At 63.1% G+C, this 517-nt stretch carries 1 pseudogene; it reads left to right on the top strand.

Annotation, left to right across the window (positions count from 1 at the left end):
* Positions 1-517 (top strand): annotated as a pseudogene (gene glyA, locus LDO54_RS01690) (serine hydroxymethyltransferase); the annotation flags it as partial.

The following is a 517-nucleotide window of genomic DNA, read 5'->3' on the forward strand; positions in this document are numbered from 1 at the left end:
TCGCCAACGTCGATCCCGAACTCTTCGCCGCGATCGAACTGGAAAACCGCCGCCAGGAAGATCACATCGAACTGATCGCGTCGGAAAACTACACCTCGCCCGCCGTCATGGCCGCGCAGGGTTCGCAGCTCACCAACAAGTACGCCGAAGGCTATCCCGGTAAGCGTTATTACGGCGGCTGCGAAAACGTCGATATCGTCGAGCAGCTCGCGATCGACCGCGTGAAGGCGCTGTTCGGCGCCGAAGCCGCGAACGTCCAGCCGAACTCGGGCTCGCAGGCCAACCAGGGCGTGTTCTTCGCCGTCCTGAAGCCGGGCGACACCATCATGGGCATGAGCCTCGCCGAAGGTGGCCACCTCACGCACGGCATGGCGCTCAACATGAGCGGCAAGTGGTTCAACGTCGTGAGCTACGGCCTCGACGCGAACGAAGACATCGACTACGAAGCGCTCGAAAAGCGCGCGCACGAAACGAAGCCGAAGCTGATCATCGCGGGCGCATCGGCGTTCGCGCTGCG

Source organism: Paraburkholderia tropica, assembly GCF_914484835.1.
Classification (GTDB): Bacteria; Pseudomonadota; Gammaproteobacteria; order Burkholderiales; family Burkholderiaceae; genus Paraburkholderia; species Paraburkholderia tropica_A.